Annotated in this window: 18 protein-coding genes and 1 tRNA gene; 14 read left to right on the top strand and 5 right to left on the bottom strand. The window is 46.9% G+C overall.

Going from position 1 to position 13,250, the window contains the following annotated elements:
• Positions 1-99: 99 nt before the first annotated feature.
• Positions 100-176: transfer RNA gene (locus ACM64D_RS08105), tRNA-Pro, on the bottom strand.
• 83 nt (positions 177-259) lie between these two features.
• Between ACM64D_RS08105 and ACM64D_RS08110 the strand changes: the two genes are divergently transcribed.
• Positions 260-922 carry a hypothetical protein gene (locus ACM64D_RS08110; RefSeq protein ID WP_415062699.1) on the top strand — a complete coding sequence of 221 codons (663 nt, stop codon included), beginning with the start codon at positions 260-262 and terminating at the stop codon, positions 920-922.
• Here ACM64D_RS08110 and ACM64D_RS08115 read toward each other — a convergent pair.
• Complete coding sequence (locus ACM64D_RS08115) at positions 919-1,125, bottom strand: hypothetical protein (RefSeq protein ID WP_415062700.1); 207 nt, start codon at positions 1,123-1,125, stop codon at positions 919-921. The two genes, ACM64D_RS08110 and ACM64D_RS08115, sit on opposite strands and share 4 nt — an antisense overlap.
• Before the next feature lie 72 nt (positions 1,126-1,197).
• Between ACM64D_RS08115 and ACM64D_RS08120 the strand changes: the two genes are divergently transcribed.
• Positions 1,198-1,668, top strand: a complete 471-nt coding sequence (locus ACM64D_RS08120) for a hypothetical protein (RefSeq protein ID WP_415062701.1) — start codon at positions 1,198-1,200, stop codon at positions 1,666-1,668.
• A gap of 72 nt (positions 1,669-1,740) precedes the next feature.
• Here ACM64D_RS08120 and rpsR read toward each other — a convergent pair whose 3' ends face one another.
• A complete protein-coding gene (gene rpsR / locus ACM64D_RS08125) occupies positions 1,741-2,010 on the bottom strand; it encodes a 30S ribosomal protein S18 (RefSeq protein WP_415062702.1) in 270 nt (89 codons plus the stop codon).
• 194 nt (positions 2,011-2,204) lie between these two features.
• Here rpsR and rpmB point away from each other — a divergent pair, with 194 nt between their 5' ends.
• The 9 genes from rpmB to ACM64D_RS08170 all read left to right on the top strand — a co-directional run bounded on the left by rpmB (position 2,205) and on the right by ACM64D_RS08170 (position 8,318).
• Positions 2,205-2,492, top strand: a complete 288-nt coding sequence (rpmB, locus tag ACM64D_RS08130; protein ID WP_415062703.1) for a 50S ribosomal protein L28 — start codon at positions 2,205-2,207, stop codon at positions 2,490-2,492.
• Positions 2,493-2,504: 12 nt separating this feature from the next.
• The gene (locus ACM64D_RS08135; protein WP_374715983.1) at positions 2,505-2,765 is read left to right on the top strand and encodes a KOW motif-containing protein; all 261 of its coding nucleotides are present in this window, start codon (positions 2,505-2,507) and stop codon (positions 2,763-2,765) included.
• 174 nt (positions 2,766-2,939) lie between these two features.
• A complete protein-coding gene (locus ACM64D_RS08140; protein ID WP_415062704.1) occupies positions 2,940-3,287 on the top strand; it encodes a hypothetical protein in 348 nt (115 codons plus the stop codon).
• A 7-nt stretch (positions 3,288-3,294) separates the two neighbouring features.
• On the top strand, positions 3,295-4,125 hold the full coding sequence (locus ACM64D_RS08145; protein WP_415062705.1) for a carbon-nitrogen hydrolase family protein: 831 nt from the start codon (positions 3,295-3,297) through the stop codon (positions 4,123-4,125).
• An 85-nt stretch (positions 4,126-4,210) separates the two neighbouring features.
• Positions 4,211-4,462, top strand: coding sequence for a hypothetical protein (locus tag ACM64D_RS08150; protein ID WP_415062706.1), 252 nt, complete (start codon positions 4,211-4,213; stop codon positions 4,460-4,462).
• 39 nt (positions 4,463-4,501) lie between these two features.
• Complete coding sequence (locus ACM64D_RS08155) at positions 4,502-6,238, top strand: 4Fe-4S dicluster domain-containing protein (RefSeq protein WP_415062707.1); 1,737 nt, start codon at positions 4,502-4,504, stop codon at positions 6,236-6,238.
• An 85-nt stretch (positions 6,239-6,323) separates the two neighbouring features.
• The gene (locus ACM64D_RS08160) at positions 6,324-7,448 is read left to right on the top strand and encodes a THUMP domain-containing class I SAM-dependent RNA methyltransferase (protein WP_415062708.1); all 1,125 of its coding nucleotides are present in this window, start codon (positions 6,324-6,326) and stop codon (positions 7,446-7,448) included.
• Between the two features lie 13 nt (positions 7,449-7,461).
• The gene (locus ACM64D_RS08165; RefSeq protein ID WP_415062709.1) at positions 7,462-7,848 is read left to right on the top strand and encodes a branched-chain amino acid aminotransferase; all 387 of its coding nucleotides are present in this window, start codon (positions 7,462-7,464) and stop codon (positions 7,846-7,848) included.
• Positions 7,845-8,318, top strand: coding sequence for a DUF5615 family PIN-like protein (locus ACM64D_RS08170; RefSeq protein ID WP_415062710.1), 474 nt, complete (start codon positions 7,845-7,847; stop codon positions 8,316-8,318). The genes ACM64D_RS08165 and ACM64D_RS08170 overlap by 4 nt, the downstream gene beginning before the upstream one ends.
• Before the next feature lie 35 nt (positions 8,319-8,353).
• On the opposite strand, the gene ACM64D_RS08175 is transcribed toward ACM64D_RS08170, so the two are convergent.
• Both ACM64D_RS08175 and lpxD read right to left on the bottom strand, forming a co-directional pair.
• The gene (locus ACM64D_RS08175) at positions 8,354-8,719 is read right to left on the bottom strand and encodes a hypothetical protein (RefSeq protein WP_415062711.1); all 366 of its coding nucleotides are present in this window, start codon (positions 8,717-8,719) and stop codon (positions 8,354-8,356) included.
• An 11-nt stretch (positions 8,720-8,730) separates the two neighbouring features.
• Positions 8,731-9,777, bottom strand: coding sequence for a UDP-3-O-(3-hydroxymyristoyl)glucosamine N-acyltransferase (gene lpxD / locus ACM64D_RS08180; RefSeq protein ID WP_415062712.1), 1,047 nt, complete (start codon positions 9,775-9,777; stop codon positions 8,731-8,733).
• A 121-nt stretch (positions 9,778-9,898) separates the two neighbouring features.
• Here lpxD and ACM64D_RS08185 point away from each other — a divergent pair, with 121 nt between their 5' ends.
• From ACM64D_RS08185 to ACM64D_RS08195, 3 genes are read left to right on the top strand one after another with little or no spacing between them, the layout of a single operon-like run.
• Positions 9,899-10,429 (top strand): hypothetical protein, encoded by a 531-nt coding sequence (locus ACM64D_RS08185; RefSeq protein ID WP_415062713.1) that lies wholly within the window; start codon positions 9,899-9,901, stop codon positions 10,427-10,429.
• A 50-nt stretch (positions 10,430-10,479) separates the two neighbouring features.
• Positions 10,480-10,698 (top strand): translation initiation factor IF-1, encoded by a 219-nt coding sequence (gene infA / locus ACM64D_RS08190; RefSeq protein WP_088616707.1) that lies wholly within the window; start codon positions 10,480-10,482, stop codon positions 10,696-10,698.
• A gap of 44 nt (positions 10,699-10,742) precedes the next feature.
• Positions 10,743-13,103, top strand: coding sequence for a helix-hairpin-helix domain-containing protein (locus ACM64D_RS08195; protein WP_415062714.1), 2,361 nt, complete (start codon positions 10,743-10,745; stop codon positions 13,101-13,103).
• Positions 13,104-13,250: the final 147 nt, after the last annotated feature.

Genomic DNA, 13,250 nt, shown 5'->3' on the forward strand with positions numbered 1-13,250 from the left:
TGAAATTGCCCACCATGGAGCGAGTAGAACCGTAGAACCGTAGAACCGTAGAACCGTAGAACCGAACCTCTGCAATGCCACTCGGCTTTTTTGAAAAATTGGTCGGGGAGATAGGATTCGAACCTACGACCCTCTGGTCCCAAACCAGATGCGCTACCAGACTGCGCTACTCCCCGACGAGGAGTGGACAATAAATAATTAAGGGGCCTGTTGTCAAATCACTAGATACTAACGCACAACATAAGCTATTCTTTTTTTCATGGAAAACTTCATTAACTCGCTTCCGAAACCACTTCTCGCATTTTTGGCTATTTTAATTGGTATTGGCGTCTTCATGCTGGTCAGCCCTCCGCATACGGTCTGTGACACTCAGGAGGCCACTCTCCGTGAGCTGCAAAAGGGGAATATCTTTCCGACGGAAGTGAAGAAGAACAAAATCCCTCCGACTTTGGTTCGAGCTAAAGAGGCCTGCCAGTTGGGGAACAGTGCAGGATCTTGTTATGAGTATTTCATGGTGCTTAAAAAAGTGGCAGACGACGTGGGTAAGGCTTCGGGGGAATGTACGGCTCAGCTTTTCAATGTGAATGAGGTTAAGTCGGCATTGAATGATGGACTGGAGCTGATGGTGCGCTTGGCGTGGGGAACCAAACCTCCCGAGCCAGGGCTTGAGCGATTCGGCTGGATGCAGGACGCGGAAATCGCGATCTTTTGCCGCCTAAAAAGTATCTATATCAGAGCCAACGGAGAGGAAGGGTGGACCGCTCTTCGTCAAAGAGTCACGGCCAAGTTGCCAGGAGAAGAAGCGCCGTTTTCTACGGACCCCACTCGAGCCACTGTGGAGCCTAAAAAGGCCACCGCCGTGTTGCCCGAGCGGGAGATTTGGAATCGCAGTCTTTTCTCGGTTCGTTGCGAAACTTATTAAAGGGACACCAGCTCCAAGGACTTCCAACGGGGTTTTTTATCGCGATACTCAAGGCGTCCATAGAGGGCGAAATTCTTATCCAGCTTATTTCGAATCACATAGCTTAAAGCCTGGGCTTGTTGCAGGCTCCACTCTGCGGGATTTAATCCGAAAAATTTAAGTTCTGACTGAAGCTTCAAAAGAGTGATTTCATTTTTGCTCATAGATCCGTCCTTTGTGAGGTTTAAGTTGCTTGCCAGACCCATTGTGCAAGGCGAAAGCCGGACGTGTTTTCTGTGGGTAATGATTTAAATGAGTTTGAGCCGCTGCAGGTCTTGAGTTGTCCCAAGGGGTGGACTAACTTCTTGGATATGAGACGAAACGCCTTTCTTGGATATTTGCTAGCCGAAGTGATCGTCATCGTTCTAGTAACGATGAGTTTTAAGTTTATTCCGGAACGCCAAGTGGCCGCGACGGTCGCGGGGGTTCTTTTTGTCGGTCTTCCGTTGGGGATGATGACTTGGGAGTATCGCCGCGCAGGGTTGGAGCAGATGGCTTGGTTTGTGGCGGTTTTGCAGTTTTGGACTGTTTTTGCGCTGCCTATTTTAGGGATGCGGTTGGCCAACTGGGGAGTGCCCTTTGAGGAGCTCTCATTTCTGGGGATTCCAGGTCCGGTCTTGCATCAATGGTCCAGTAAAAGTTACATGGTGATGATGGTTTTCACTCTGTGGGGCTGGTGGCGGACGTCGCGAGTGCGTGCTGACTAAACGAAAAAAGCCGGTTTAAAACCGGCTTTTTTCTTCCCATCAAGGAAATCTCAAATTTTCAACAAGACCTGATTAGATCTCGAAAGGAACTGGAGAAATAGCTTCAGCTCTGTGGAAAGTATCGTAAGCGTCAGTGCCAGAAGGCAATAGACCCAAGTTACGAGCTTTCTTAACAGCAGCAGCAACTTTCTTCTGTTGAGCTACGCTAAGTTTAGAGATTCTAGATGGAGTGATTTTACCACCGTCACCGATGAAACGAGTCAAAGAAGCGGGATCTTTATAGTCAAAAACGTGATCGCCTGAGAATTCCTGACGGTATTTGCTACGAGTTGTCTTTTTCATTACTATCCTCTTTCGATTTCCTGATTGGTTAGCGAGTTATTGTGTGTACAAGAAAAAAGAGTTGCCATCAAGTGTCTTTTTACTTTATATGGTTACTTCTTGTTTGCGGCGCCCCTATTTAATTTGAAGGGAAGCGTTGACCCAGACTTGTAGCCAGGGACCGTAAGGTCCAAGACGAGCCAGAGGAGCTTAGTATGAGCAGATGTGAAATTACTGGAAAAGGCCCTGTTGTAAAGAACTTGGTGTCTCACTCCAACATTAAAACTAAATCAACAGCTCAACCAAATGTTCAAAAGAAACGCATATTTAGCCGTTCTTTGAACCAAATGGTGAGATTGCAAATCGCAGCTAGTGCTATCCGCGATATGGAGCATGTAGGCGGTTTTGATAACTACATCCTTAATTCTGATGACTCTAAGCTCTCTAAAAGAGCTATGGCTGTTAAAATGAGAATTAAGAAAAAAATCAGCACTAAAAAGTAATAGAGGCCCGTCATGAAATTGAAAGTTAAAAAAGGCGCGACAGTACAAGTTATCACTGGCTCTGACAAAGGTAAGAAGGGTTCAGTTTTGGCTGTAGATGCTAAAAACATGAAAGTTAAAGTTCAAGGTGTGAAAGTACAAACACACTATGACAAAAAAGACGGTCTTTTGAAAAAAGAAGGCTTCATCGACTATTCCAATGTGAAATTAGTTGAAGCTGCTGCTAAAGAAAAGAAGACTTCTAAAAAGGCGACTAAGTCTAAGTCTGCATAGGTCTGGGGCTCCAGCTCTTCTGGAGTCGCGCTAAATGCGGCAAAGTTTGCCTAAGACAAAGTCTAAATTTGGTCCTTAAGGCGATCTCTTCATTTTAGTCTCTGACATAGCTGCGTAAAATCTAAGTTGGGTTTAGAAAAATTATTTTCACCCAACCCAAAGAGGAGAGGCAGCTTGAAACGGGACCAAATCTCAGCATTAAAAAGCAAAAAAGCACTGTTCTCGGCGACGATGGCGGTGCTTTTTTTTTCGTCGTTGGCGTCCGCTGAACTCGGCGAATCTTTAGTTTTGTGTAAAAGCAATAAGACAGTTCGTACTTTGCGTGTCGAAATGGGCACGGATCAGAAATGTCGTGCGATTTATACAAAACAAGGCGTGGATGAAACGATCGGCTCGGGCTTGAATCCAAGTTCTTGCGTCGAGTTTATTGCTAACGTTCGAAAAAATCTGGAAGAAGCAAAGTGGAGTTGTCGCGAAGTGAAAGAAGCGCGAACCTCTAATGTTTTGACCGGAGCGGAGTAAGATTCCCATGAGCTCGGAGTTGGTTGTTGCTGTCGTGCAAATGACATCCATTGATGATGTGGACACCAACCTGATGCAAATGGAAGCTTTGCTTGAAGAGACTTTCAAAAGCTCTCAGCCTCGTCTTGTTAGTTTCCCTGAAAATTGTCTGTATCTGCGTTTGATCGAAGGCCAAAAAATAGAGGGGTTTACTCTTTCTCATCCCGCTTTTGTGCAGCTTTCTGCGTGGGCGAAAAAATACAATACTTATCTGCATCTCGGTTCCCTTCCTCTTTATGTCGATGGTCATCTCTACAATTCATCGGTTTTGATTTCTCCTGAAGGAGTTGTGCAGCCCACGTATCAAAAAATGCATCTCTTTGATATTCAGCTCGAGGGGCAAACGCCGATTCGCGAGTCAGACGTGTTTCGCCATGGGCAAAAACCTCATCTGATTGAGGTCGATGGATGGCGTATTGGTGAAGCGATTTGTTATGACGTGCGTTTTGCCGAACTCTTTTCGCAGTATGCTCGTAAAGAGGTGGATGTGATATTGTTGCCCGCCGCGTTCCTTGTGAAAACGGGAGAAGCGCATTGGGAGATTCTTTTAAGAGCTCGAGCTATCGAGAGTCAGTCCTATGTCATTGCGAGCGCTCAGGCGGGGACTCATCGGGGCATAAACGGGGGCACACGGGAAACCTATGGCCATAGTTTAGTTATCGAGCCGTGGGGAAGTGTGGTGGTGCAGCTTGAGAAAAGCCGCCCGGGGGTTGTAGTGACGACACTTCGTCGAGAGCAAATCGAAAAGGTTCGTAAGCAGATTCCGATGAAGTTTCACCGTCGTCTTCCAGTTGCCTAAAGACTAGAAATCCTGCACTATTTCAATGACAACTTTCTCAATTGGCTTTTAATATGCGCCCAGCGCAGAACCAGGGAGCTGGATTATGATCCGAGTTTTCTTTGTTTTATTTTTGCTAACCTCGTCCTTCAGCTTCCAGGCTGGGGCTCAAGAGGAGGCGACAGAGCAACCCAAATACGACGAAGCTCGTGATGCGGAGATTGCTCAAAAAGCGAAGAAGCGTCTTTACCCCGGGGGGCGCGATGAAGAAGAGTTGAAGGTGCAGAGTCAGCTTTCAACTCCGGCACGAAAAGTGGCTCCTCAGGCAGAGATCAAAGAAGAATCTGTCGAGGAATAAAGGTCTAATTTAAACTGTAGTATTTTTTGGAGAACCCCTATGTCTACTTATAATGAACTTCCTGAAGGTGTAACTCGTGAGACTATGGATGTCGATGTTTTGATCGTCGGCGGCGGAGCTGCGGGCCTTTCTTGCGCGCTCCATTTGCAAAACCAAATTCAAAAACACAATGAAGATGTTTCCGCAGGTCGCAAACAAGGTGAACAGATTCCTGAACAGATGATCGTGGTGCTGGAAAAGGCGTCCGAAGTGGGGGCTCACAGTTTTTCTGGAGCGGTGTTAAATCCGAAAGCCCTGGGTGAAATGATTCCGAACTTCAAGGAAGAGGGATGTCCTCTTGATTCCGAAGTGAAAAAGGATGCGGTTTACTATTTGGGTTCTGATTTTTCTTTTAAACTTCCGATCACTCCTCCGCCTTTTCATAACGAAGGCAACTACATCGTTTCGTTGAGCAAGTTCAACCGTTGGTTGGCGACAAAGTGTGAAGAAAAAGGGATCAATATCTTCCCGGGTTTTGCGGCCGTCGAAGCGTTGTATGAAGGCAATAAAATTGTCGGTGTGCGTACGGGCGATAAGGGGCGTGATAAAAACGGCAAACCGAAGGCGAACTTTGAGCCGGGTTTGATTTTAAAATCCAAAGTGGTGATTTTTGCAGAGGGAACTCGTGGTTCTCTTTTCAAACAAGTCGAAAAGAAATTGGATCTTCGTGCGGGTAAAAACCCCGAAGTCTTTGAAGAAGGTGTCAAAGAGATCATCCAGATGCCTGCGGGGACGGTCGAAGCGGGACAAGTGATTCATACGATGGGCTTTCCTCTTTCGAAGTCTATTGGTGGAACTTTCATTTACACTCTTCCGGGCGACAAGATCATTGTCGGACTTGTGGCTTATCTTGATACGAACGATCCATTGTTGGATCCTCATCGCGAGTTGCAAAAATTGAAAACTCATCCCTTCATGCAAAGTATGCTGAAGGGTGGAAAAGTTGTCGCGTATGGCGGTAAGACGTTACCTGCGGGTGGTTGGTACTCTATGCCGAAGCTTTATGGCGATGGTTTCATGGTGTGCGGAGACTCTGCCAGCATGGTCGACGTGCAAAAGCTGAAAGGTATTCACTTGGCGATGAAGTCGGGGATGCAGGTGGCCGAGACGGTGATTGAAGGGCTTATGAAGGGCGGCGACTTTACGGAAGCCACCACTCAAGGGTATGAAAAGCGTATCGAAGGCAGTTATGTGAAATCCGAGTTGTATCGTGTTCGTAACTTCCACCAGGCTTTGAGCAAAGGTTTCTTGGCCGGACTTCCTATGATTGGTCTTCAAGAGATGACCGGCGGTCGTGGTTTGCAGGATCATATGAAGATTGAGCATATTGATGCGGACACCACCGAAAAGGTGATCGACGTGTGGGGGCCCTATGGCTTAGACCATGAGGACAATAAGCTTCCGAAGGCGGATGGTGAGCTGTTCTTTGATAAACTATCTAGCGTTTATTTGACCGGAACCATGCATGATGAAGATTCCCCGAACCATTTGATTTTGAAGGATGGGGATATCTGCCGCACGGTATGTGAGCCCAACTACAAATCACCCTGTAATCATTTCTGCCCGGCCTCTGTATACGAAATGGTGCCGTCTACGAAGGAAGCGGGTAAGAAGGACTTACAAATTAACTATACCAACTGTATTCACTGCAAAACTTGTGATATTAAGTGCCCATTCGAAAACATCGAGTGGACCGTTCCTGAAGGGGGCGGGGGACCACAATATCGCGAGGTGTAGCCTTTAGAATCGGGCTGCGCTGGACGGTAAGGAAGGCTCAGCGCATAGGGACTGGGCCTTCTTCAACAACAGAAAGGACCAGCCCATGCCTCAATTTTTTGCTTCCACAGCCCGTGGACTTGTAGAACCTCTAGAAAAAGAACTCAAAGATCTTGGACTTAAAGTCACTGATAAATATATCGGTGGGGTCTTTTTTGAAAGTAACTGGGAAGGTTGTTACAAGGCGAACCTTCACTCTCGTTTGGCCAGCCGTATTTTGAAGCCTGTTCTGGATTTCACGGCCTATCAGCCGGAAGAGCTTTACACTCAAATTCTTCGTCATGATTTTACAAAATATATTAAGCCAACACAGACGATCTCCATCGATGCGAGTGTCAGCGAATCCAAAATGCGCGATCAGCGTTTTGTGGCGATGAAGGTGAAAGACGCGATCGTCGATCAGTTCCGTGAAAAATTTGGAGTTCGCCCTGACGTGGACAATGAGAACCCATCTTTGCGAATTCATGTGCGTGCGATCAAGAATCAGTTCAATGTAGCGATCGACACCTCGGGTGATAGCTTGTTTAAACGTGGTTATCGTAAAGAGGTGGGAGAGGCTCCCCTCAAGGAAAACTTAGCGGCGGGCCTTTTGAAGGTCACCGAGTGGGACGGACAAAGTCCTTTGGTGGATTTCATGTGTGGTTCAGGAACGTTCTTGATTGAGGCGGCAATGATGGCCATGAATATCGCTCCTGGTATCAACCGCAAAAGATTCGGTTTCCAAAACTGGTTGAACTACGAAGAAGCGGCTTGGGAAAAGGTCGTTCAAGAGGCCATGGATGCTGAAAAAGAAGAGCTTCCATTTAAGTTCTACGGTTATGATATCGACAATCGCGTTTTAAAGAATGCCAAAGACAACGCCAAGCGTGCCGGTGTGGATCAAGTTATCGAGTTTAAGAAAGAGGCTGTGGCAACGGTGGAGCCTCCTGTTGAAAAGGGCATGATCGTAGTGAATCCTCCTTATGGAGCTCGTATCGGGGATGAAGACAATCTGCGCGATGTGTATCGTGATTTGGGTTTCACCTTGAAACATCGCTTTAAGGGTTGGGATGCGTGGATCTTGTCTGGAAACAAAGAATTGATTGCGGACCTCAAACTTAAATCGACCCGTAAACACTTTGTGTTCAATGGAAACATTGAGTGTCGTTTCTTGAAATACAGCATGTTTTAATTCGCAAGGGTTTATGAAAAACATCATTCCACTTCTTCTTCTTTTTATGAGTTCTTCTGCATGGGCGGTGATGCCGGTTCTTAGCTATAAGAACATCACCTGCCGCTTTGTTGTTGAGGGTGTTCTTGTTAAAGAACAGTCTCAACCCCTGATGACGTTGATGATCGAAGAGCGTCTGGGGCGTTTTGCTCAGATTCAATTTGGTGACGAACAAAAGATGATTCAGTATCAGATCTTGATTGAAGATGACATGAACTCACCTCTTCCTGAGTCCGTGTTGATTTTGCAGAATCTCATGGTTGGGGAGCTTGAAAGTTCTTCTGAGGTTTCCGCAAAAGAGGTAACCTGGGTTCGGATCGCTCAAGGCACCCACAGTGTGTCTTGCGATCTGAAGCCATGAATGAACAAAAGCCATTTATAGTTGATGAAAATCTCTTAGGCCTCGTGAAGAGGCTGCGTATGATGGGGGTCGATACGATCGACCTTCCTGGAGCCACAGATGATGAGCTGCTGGCTAAAGCTGACGAACAAAGTCGCTTGATTCTTACCAAAGACCGTCGTTTTTTTCAGAGAATTCCCCAGGGGCGAGCTTATTTCGTCATCAGTGGAACTCCGGAGGAGCAGCTTTTCGAAGTACTTCGGCAGTATCCTTTTCTGGCGACGGAAGACCCGCTATCGCGATGTTTTCGCTGTAACTCTTTAATTGAAGAAGTTCAGAAACAGTCCGTCGTCGGCAGAGTGGATGCGAAAACTTTTGGACTTTACGATAAGTTTTATGAATGCCCCACGTGCCACCAAATTTATTGGGAAGGTTCTCATTTTGAAAAAATGCAGAGCAAGATTAAAGCAATAAAAAAGTCCCTGGGATAAACTCCGAGGGACTTTTTTAGTTTTTAATAGAGGGCTTAGAAAGGTTTATTGATGGCGATGAACGCCGCAGAGGTGCCCAAGCCCAAAAGAAGAACGGCGACAGGCCAGCCGATATATCCTTTTCTTTTAACCAAAGAGATGCCCACACCTAAAAGAACCCAGATCGCAATTTTGGCGTGAACCCAACCTGGAAGGCCGGCAGCCAGTCCAAGGCGAGCGGCCATTCCAAAACCACTCACTAAAATAAATAGAAGTCCCAGTCCATGTGTGATGAAACCCATGATGCGAGCAGCCTTCTTAAGCTCCGCCTTTGAGTAGGCCGCTACAAGAAGTCCTCCAAAGCCGAAGAACAAAAGCATAAGACCTAAAAGGTGAAGAACTTTATAAAATTCATAAGACATGAGCGAACTCCTTATTCTGCATTAAGACCCAAGTGTTTGAGCACTCGAGCCATATCTTTTCTGATTCTGGTAATATGGGTTTTATTAGCCAGGGTTTTCAGAGCGTCACGCAGAGGTTCTAGGGGATATCCGCCGTATTGTCCAGGTTCTGTGATATCGTTAGTCACGGCGCTGCGTCCAGCAACGATCACGTGATCACAGAGTTGAACGTGATCAGAGACCGCAACTTCGCCTCCGAACATACAGTTATTGCCGATGGTGCTTGAACCCGCCACGCTAAATTTTGCGGCGATCAGGCAGTTCGCACCAATAACAACGTTATGGGCGATGTGGCACAAGTTATCCATTTTTGTGTTGTTGCCGATTTTAGTTTCGGTCAAAGCGGCGCGGTCAATGGCGCAGTTCGCACCGATTTCCACGTTGTTTCCGATGACGACTTTCCCAATCTGAGGAATCTTTTTGGGAACTCCATCTTTGCCGGTGGCAAAGGCAAAACCGTCAGATCCAATCGTCGTGTTGGGATGGATTTCGCAGTGAGAACCTACGCTGCAATAAGCCCCCAAGAAGACATGGGGGTGAAGCAGACTGTGGTCGCCCACTTCGGCAAAACACTCCACAACAACATGAGCTCCTAAAGTCGCGCCATCGCCAATTTTGGCGTGTTCTCCAATCACCGCAAAGGGGCCGACGCCCACATTTTTGCCCAGGTGAGCTGACGGGTGAATGGAGGCCGTTGGGTGAATCTTGGTCTCTTGGTTAAAACGATTCATCTTGCCATCGAAGAGCGGAAGAATCGCGGCCATTCCCAACTGAATAGAACCGGTTGTGAAGAACGTTCCGGCGCTGTCGGTGGGGATTTGCAGGGCCTTGTGTGCCACGATGATCGGGGCTTGGGCCTTCAGGGCGATTTCCAGTTGCTCTTTTTTAGAGACAAAAACCAAACTCTCAGAGTCGCAAAACTCGGGAGGTCGAACTTTTGTGGCAACGGCTTGAGAAGAACCACTCACAAAGGAGAGGTCTGACGAATTGAGATCTTTAATAACTTCAGCTGTAATCATAGTGATGCCTCGCGCTAACACTTTCCTATTATTTTTTTGATGTCAAGACACTGGGTGATAGTATAAGTCTGCTAACTAAACACTTTTGATCTTTTCTCACCTTATTAAGAGAGGAACTGAGATGGCGAAAAAGGCTGCGAAAAAGGAAGCACCTGCGGCAAAGGCCAAGAAGGCGGCGAAACCCGTTGCAAAGGCGAAGGCACCCGCAAAGGCGGCAAAACCTGTAAAAGCTGCGAAACCAGCAGCAAAAGAAGTGAAGGCGACAAAAGCTCCCAAAGCGGCGCCGAAAGCCCCTGAAAAAAAGGCGGCTCCACCACCTCCAGCCCCTGCAAAGGCTCCGAAAGCCGAGAAAAAAGTGAAAGCCGAGGCTGTTCCTGCTGAGGTTGTGGTCGAAGCTCCCAAAAAAGAAAAAAAGGTCAAAATTGACAAGTCCGGGATGTCGGAAGATCAAGTCAAGTGGCATGAGTTTCATGAAAAGTACAAAGGCATGAAGGCTCCTGCTTACAGTATTTCGGGTCAATTTGAGGCAAAGACTCCTTTGCAGCATAAGATCTTTGGCTGGGGATTTATTCTATCCAATGAATATGACCGCTTAGAGGTTCTTTTTGAGGATGGAAAACGAATGCTGATCAGCAATAGGAAGCTGTCATAGGGCAGAAAATTATTGCAAGGCACTGCAATCTGACCTACTAATTTATCTGCATGGCAAAAGACGATTTAGTACAAATTGATGGAAAAGTGATCGACGCCCTCGCGGGTGGACTCTATAAGATCGAACTCGAAAATAAAGCGATCATCAACGCTAAACTTTGCGGAAAGATGAGACGCTTTAACATTCGTGTGGTCGTGGGCGACCGGGTGAGCGTAGGGGTTTCCCCTTACGACCCCACTCATGGTCTGATCATGTTCCGTCATAAATAAATTGATTTAATCACTCTAACTTCCCAATTAAATCTAGAGGTTCTATGGATCAGGCTCTTCAGAGTTACTTGGCTCGTATTGCTCCCACCGTTTCTGCAAAATCAGCACAGGCTGTGATCGAACTTGCAGCGGAAGGCGCGACAGTCCCGTTCATCGCTCGTTACCGTAAAGAAAAAACCGGCAATTTGGACGAAGTTCAAATCCGCGCGGTGATTGAAGGTCACGAAACTTACAACGAAATCATCAAGCGTAAGGCTTTCTTAATCAAAGAGATTGGAGAGCAAAACAACCTGACTGCAGAAATCCAAAAGCGTATCGAGCTTTCTTGGGATTTGGGTGAGCTTGAGGAGATCTATAAACCCTTCAAGAAAAAGAAGAAGACCAAGGCAACCATCGCGCGCGAAGCGGGATTGGAGCCTTTGGCTCAGTGGATCTGGGACATGGGTCACGGTCTGATCAAAGACGAATTGACCATGGAGATGAAGGCGAAGAACTTCCTCAATCCTGCGGCGAAGATCATGACCTACGAAGAGGCGCTTAAGGGCGCTCAGGACATCATCGTCGAAAAAATCGCCAATGACGCTGAATTGCGTGCGATGGTGGCGAAGAACTACAACGACAAAGGCCGCGTGATTGCGAAAGCGGCGAAGGGCTTTAAGCCGAACTCCAAGTACGACATGTACAAAGAGTTTGAAGAGCCCGTTAAGAATCTTCTCGATGCTAAAAATAATCACCGCTATTTGGCGATGAGACGTGGTTGGCAAGAAGAAGAATTGTCAGTGGATGTGAAGGGTGATGACGAAGATATCTTGAAGTCTTACGAAAAATTCGCGACTTCGACTCCCGACAATGCCATTGGTGATTATTTGAAACAGTGTGCGCGTTTGGCGTTGAATGTTTACGTCCTTCCATCGGTGGTGAATGAAGTTCACCGTGTTCTTAAAGAGAAGGCTGATGCAGATGCCATCACGGTGTTTGCTGAAAACGTACGTAAACTATTACTGGGGTCTCCTTATGGACCAAAGTGCGTTCTGGGGGTTGACCCTGGTTTAAGAACGGGTTGTAAGGTGGCTTTGATTGATAAGTCGGGCGCTTTCATTTCTCACACGGTCCTTTACACTTTGGGTGATGATGCGGATAGAAAAGCCAAAGTTTTGTTTGGTGAAGTTCTTAAGCAGATTCAGATCGAAGCGATTGCGGTTGGAAATGGAACTGCGGGGCGTGAAACTGAGTCTTTCTTGCGCAAAGTATTGAAAGATCTTGGCAAGAATATTCCCGTTGTGATGGTCAGTGAGTCCGGGGCTTCTGTGTACTCAGCTTCTGAAGTGGCTCGTGAAGAGTTCCCAGATCTTGATGTCACTGTGAAAGGGGCCATTTCAATTGCTCGCCGTTTGCAGGACCCATTAGCGGAACTTGTAAAGGTCGATCCTAAATCTATTGGTGTAGGTCAGTATCAGCATGACGTGAATCAGTCGCAACTGAAGAAGTCTTTGGAAGCGGTAGTTGAATCCTGCGTGAATAACGTGGGTGTTGATGTGAATACGGCTTCCGCGGCGCTTTTGTCGCATGTTGCGGGCATCGGTCCGGCTTTGGCGAAAGGGATTGTTGAGTACAGAAAGAAAAGCTTGTTTGGAGATCGCACGGAGCTTTTGAAGGTCCCTAAGTTCTCTGCAAAAGTATTTGAGCAAGCGGCGGGTTTCTTAAGAATCCCCTCTAGCAAACAGATCTTGGATTCGACAGGCATCCATCCCGAGCGTTACCAAGCTGTGACGGATATGGCGAAGGACTTGGGTGTTTCTTTGTCTGAAGTGATTGGTGAAGGTGCGAAGAAACTTTTGGCACAAAGAACCAAGTGGGCACAACTTGTTGGTGAGTTTACGTTTGATGATATCGTGAAAGAGCTTGAAAAGCCGGGCCGTGATCCTCGTGATCCGTTCAAGGTTTTCCAATTCCGCGACGACATCATGGAGGTGAAAGACCTTCAAGAAGGTATGATCTGTCCAGGTATCGTGACGAACGTGACCAACTTCGGAGCGTTTGTGGATATCGGCGTTCATCAAGACGGCCTTGTGCATATCTCGGCGTTGTCTCATAAGTTCGTGGATGATCCTCGTAAAGTTGTGAATCCCGGTGACCATGTGACCGTGAAAGTTCTTAAAGTGGATACGATTAAAAACCAAATCTCTTTAACTATGAAAATGGATGATGCTCCTGAGGCTTCAGCTCCTCGTGGGGAAAGACGTCCTGAGCAACGCACGGGTGGTCCAAGACCGTCGGGCGGAGGGCGTCCTCACGGTGGTGGCGGAGGTCGCGATCAACGTCCCTCTGGGCCTCCAGCGAAACCTGCAAATCCGTTTAACAACCCATTTGCAGCATTGATGAACGTACCTACGAATAAAAAGTAAAACACGGAAGTCCCTTTGGGGGCTTCGCGGAGACAGGTTTAAAGAAACATAAGGAGTTTAAAATGGCAGTAAAAGGAAAATCAAAAAAAGGCATCCGTCACAGAATGAAAAGAATCGCTAAGAAAAAGCGTATGATCAAAGCAAAGA

It is taken from the genome of Bdellovibrio sp. (assembly GCF_047637665.1).
Lineage (GTDB): Bacteria > Bdellovibrionota > Bdellovibrionia > Bdellovibrionales > Bdellovibrionaceae > Bdellovibrio.

Excerpts from the sequence above, each read along its gene's own strand:
- ACM64D_RS08110 (WP_415062699.1), top strand. The coding sequence starts at position 260 with ATGGAAAACTTCATTAACTCGCTTCCGAAACCACTTCTCGCATTTTTG.
- ACM64D_RS08115 (WP_415062700.1), bottom strand. The coding sequence starts at position 1,125 with ATGAGCAAAAATGAAATCACTCTTTTGAAGCTTCAGTCAGAACTTAAA.
- rpsR (WP_415062702.1), bottom strand. The coding sequence starts at position 2,010 with ATGAAAAAGACAACTCGTAGCAAATACCGTCAGGAATTCTCAGGCGAT.
- rpmB (WP_415062703.1), top strand. The coding sequence starts at position 2,205 with ATGAGCAGATGTGAAATTACTGGAAAAGGCCCTGTTGTAAAGAACTTG.
- ACM64D_RS08135 (WP_374715983.1), top strand. The coding sequence starts at position 2,505 with ATGAAATTGAAAGTTAAAAAAGGCGCGACAGTACAAGTTATCACTGGC.
- ACM64D_RS08145 (WP_415062705.1), top strand. The coding sequence starts at position 3,295 with ATGAGCTCGGAGTTGGTTGTTGCTGTCGTGCAAATGACATCCATTGAT.
- ACM64D_RS08150 (WP_415062706.1), top strand. The coding sequence starts at position 4,211 with ATGATCCGAGTTTTCTTTGTTTTATTTTTGCTAACCTCGTCCTTCAGC.
- ACM64D_RS08155 (WP_415062707.1), top strand. The coding sequence starts at position 4,502 with ATGTCTACTTATAATGAACTTCCTGAAGGTGTAACTCGTGAGACTATG.
- ACM64D_RS08160 (WP_415062708.1), top strand. The coding sequence starts at position 6,324 with ATGCCTCAATTTTTTGCTTCCACAGCCCGTGGACTTGTAGAACCTCTA.
- ACM64D_RS08165 (WP_415062709.1), top strand. The coding sequence starts at position 7,462 with ATGAAAAACATCATTCCACTTCTTCTTCTTTTTATGAGTTCTTCTGCA.
- ACM64D_RS08170 (WP_415062710.1), top strand. The coding sequence starts at position 7,845 with ATGAATGAACAAAAGCCATTTATAGTTGATGAAAATCTCTTAGGCCTC.
- ACM64D_RS08175 (WP_415062711.1), bottom strand. The coding sequence starts at position 8,719 with ATGTCTTATGAATTTTATAAAGTTCTTCACCTTTTAGGTCTTATGCTT.
- lpxD (WP_415062712.1), bottom strand. The coding sequence starts at position 9,777 with ATGATTACAGCTGAAGTTATTAAAGATCTCAATTCGTCAGACCTCTCC.
- ACM64D_RS08185 (WP_415062713.1), top strand. The coding sequence starts at position 9,899 with ATGGCGAAAAAGGCTGCGAAAAAGGAAGCACCTGCGGCAAAGGCCAAG.
- infA (WP_088616707.1), top strand. The coding sequence starts at position 10,480 with ATGGCAAAAGACGATTTAGTACAAATTGATGGAAAAGTGATCGACGCC.
- ACM64D_RS08195 (WP_415062714.1), top strand. The coding sequence starts at position 10,743 with ATGGATCAGGCTCTTCAGAGTTACTTGGCTCGTATTGCTCCCACCGTT.